Origin of the sequence: Halochromatium sp. (assembly GCF_046541315.1) — a bacterium.
Lineage (GTDB): Bacteria > Pseudomonadota > Gammaproteobacteria > Chromatiales > Chromatiaceae > Lamprobacter.
Window position 1 is genome coordinate 1 of sequence record NZ_JBKHDN010000293.1, and the last position, 2,629, is coordinate 2,629.

General features: G+C 66.4%; 2 protein-coding genes. Both read left to right on the forward strand.

Features of this window, described 5'->3' with window-relative positions; translation table 11 throughout:
- A partial coding sequence (ppsA, locus tag ACLFQI_RS13305; RefSeq protein ID WP_410760043.1) for a phosphoenolpyruvate synthase occupies positions 1-1,620 on the forward strand: 1,620 nt, incomplete at its 5' end.
- Between the two features lie 270 nt (positions 1,621-1,890).
- Positions 1,891-2,592: a protein-L-isoaspartate(D-aspartate) O-methyltransferase gene (locus tag ACLFQI_RS13310; protein WP_410760044.1), complete on the forward strand. Its 702-nt coding sequence runs from the start codon at positions 1,891-1,893 to the stop codon at positions 2,590-2,592.
- Positions 2,593-2,629 lie beyond the last annotated feature (37 nt).

A 2,629-nucleotide genomic window follows, 5' to 3' on the forward strand; every position in this document is an offset into this window, starting at 1 on the left:
GGCAAGGCGCAGAAAATGGTCTATGCGGAGGCCAACAGCGAAGACCCGACGGTACTCACAGAGACCAGCGAGGACGAGCAGCGGGCACTGGTGCTGAGCGACGCCGAGATCCTGTCGCTGGCACGCTGGGCGGTGACCATCGAAGACCACTATGGCAAGCCGATGGACATGGAATGGGCCAAGGATGGCGAGACCGGCGAGTTGTTCATCGTCCAGGCGCGACCCGAGACCGTGCACTCGCAGCGGGCCGAGGGCCTGCTCAAGACCTATCGGCTCGAGGCCAGCCCTGAGGAGGCCGGTGAGCCGCTGGTCAGTGGCACCGCGATCGGCGACGCCATCGCCGCCGGCAAGGTGTTCCGGCTCGATGACGCCGGCGAGAACGACCGCTTCGAGGACGGCGGCGTGCTGGTGACCGAAATGACCGATCCGGACTGGGTGCCGATCATGCGCCGCGCTGCGGCCATCGTCACCGACCACGGCGGGCGCACCTCGCACGCCGCCATCGTCAGCCGCGAGCTGGGTCTGCCGGCGATCGTCGGCACCGGCCATGGCAGCGAACAGCTGGCCGACGGCGACGAGGTCACGGTCTCCTGCGCCAGCGGCGAGACCGGGCGCGTCTATGCCGGGCGGATTCCGTTCGAGGCCGAGGAGATTGCGCTCGAGGACATCCCAAAGACCAACGCCAAGATCATGCTGAACATGGCCAACCCGGCGGCCGCGCTGCGCTGGTGGCAGCTGCCGAGCGACGGCATCGGCCTGGCCCGGATGGAGTTCATCGTCAATCAGCAGATCAAGATCCACCCCATGGCGCTGATCCACCCGGAGGCGGTGGAGGATGAGGACGCGAGCACGCGGATCGCCGCGCTGACCGCTGGCTGGGACGACCCGCAGGCGTACTTCGTCGATCACCTCGCGCGCGGTATCGCCCGGATCGCGGCAGGCAGCCATCCGCATCCAGTCATCGTGCGCATGAGCGACTTCAAGACCAACGAGTATGCGGACCTGATCGGCGGCCGCGCCTTCGAGCCGGTCGAGGCCAATCCGATGCTCGGCTGGCGGGGCGCCAGTCGCTATTACAGCGACGCGTACCGGGAGGGCTTCGCCCTGGAATGCCGGGCGATCCGCAAGGCGCGCGAGGAGATCGGTCTCGACAACATCCGGGTGATGATCCCGTTCTGCCGCACACCGCTGGAGGCCGACCGGGTGCTCGAGGTCATGGCCGAAGAGGGCCTGAAGCGCGGCGAGCGCGGGCTCGAGGTCACTGTGATGTGCGAGATCCCATCGAACGTGATCCTGGCGCGCGACTTCGCCGGGCGCTTCGACGGCTTCTCGATCGGCAGCAACGACCTGACCCAGCTCGTGCTCGGCGTCGATCGCGACTCCGACCGCCTGGCGCATCTGTTCGATGAGCGCAACGATGCCGTGCGCCAGATGATCAGCTCGGTGATCGCCGACGCCCATGAGCGCGAGCGCAAGGTTGGGCTCTGCGGCCAGGCGCCGAGCGATCACCCGGATTTCGCCGCCTTCCTGGTGCGCGCCGGGATCGATTCGATCTCGGTCAACCCGGATAGCTTCCTCTCGGTCAAGCAGGCGGTCGCCGAGATCGAGCAAGCAGGCTAAGGCGGGCGAAGCGCCCGAATCGATGGCGGAATTGCTGGACGAAGCAAAGCAGGCGTGAAGCCGCGATCGATCGTCTCAAACGTCGCGACGGACATCACCTGAGAGCAGAACCCCGACAGCAACAGCAGACCGAGCAGCGCGCCGACTGGCTCCGAGAGCCCCGAGAGGGGGGACCAGCCTAACGCCTGCCAGTGGCTGCCGGTTGCGTAGTAGACCGGCACCTTCAGTCCGCGTTATCCAGCATCAGCCTAACCCCTGGAGGCCATTGCGATGAGTCCCGTCCCATCCACCGACAGCGATCATTTTGCACAGGCGCGCGCGTTGCTGATCGACGAGATCAAGCGCGAGCTGGCCGAGACCCGTGTCTACCTGGGAGCGGAGCCGCTCGATCCGCGCGTGCTCGACGCCATCGTTCGCGTACCACGCGAGCACTTCGTGCCACCGGACATGCGTGAGCACGCGTACCGAAATAGTCCATTGCCGATCGGCAACAGCCAGACCATCTCCCAGCCCTACATCGTCGCGGTGATGAGCCACTTCTTGCGGCTGCCGCCTCATGGTGGTCGTGTCTACGAACTCGGCGCTGGATCAGGCTATCAGGCGGCGGTGCTCGGTGCGATGGGCGCCGAGGTCTACAGTGTCGAGATTCAGCCCGAGCTGGCCGCTCGGGCCAAGGCACTGCTCGCCGAGCTCGGATTCGAGCGCGTCCACGTGCGTGCCGGCGACGGCTATCTCGGCTGGCCGGAGGCGGCGCCGTTCGACGCCATCATCATCACCGCCGCTGGCCCCGAGGTTCCGCAGCCGCTGGTCGATCAGCTCAAGGTCGGGGCCCGAATCGTGATGCCACTCGGTTCGAGCGGTGGCGACCAGAGCCTGGTGGTGCTCAGCAAACAGCCAGACGGAACGCTCGAGCAACGCGAACTGCTTCCGGTCCGCTTCGTGCCAATCACCCGCGATCGCGTCGATGCTTGAGACGCTGTACAGGAACTCAGGTTTTCTTCGATCTGAG

Excerpts from the sequence above, each read along its gene's own strand:
- ACLFQI_RS13310 (WP_410760044.1), top strand. The coding sequence starts at position 1,891 with ATGAGTCCCGTCCCATCCACCGACAGCGATCATTTTGCACAGGCGCGC.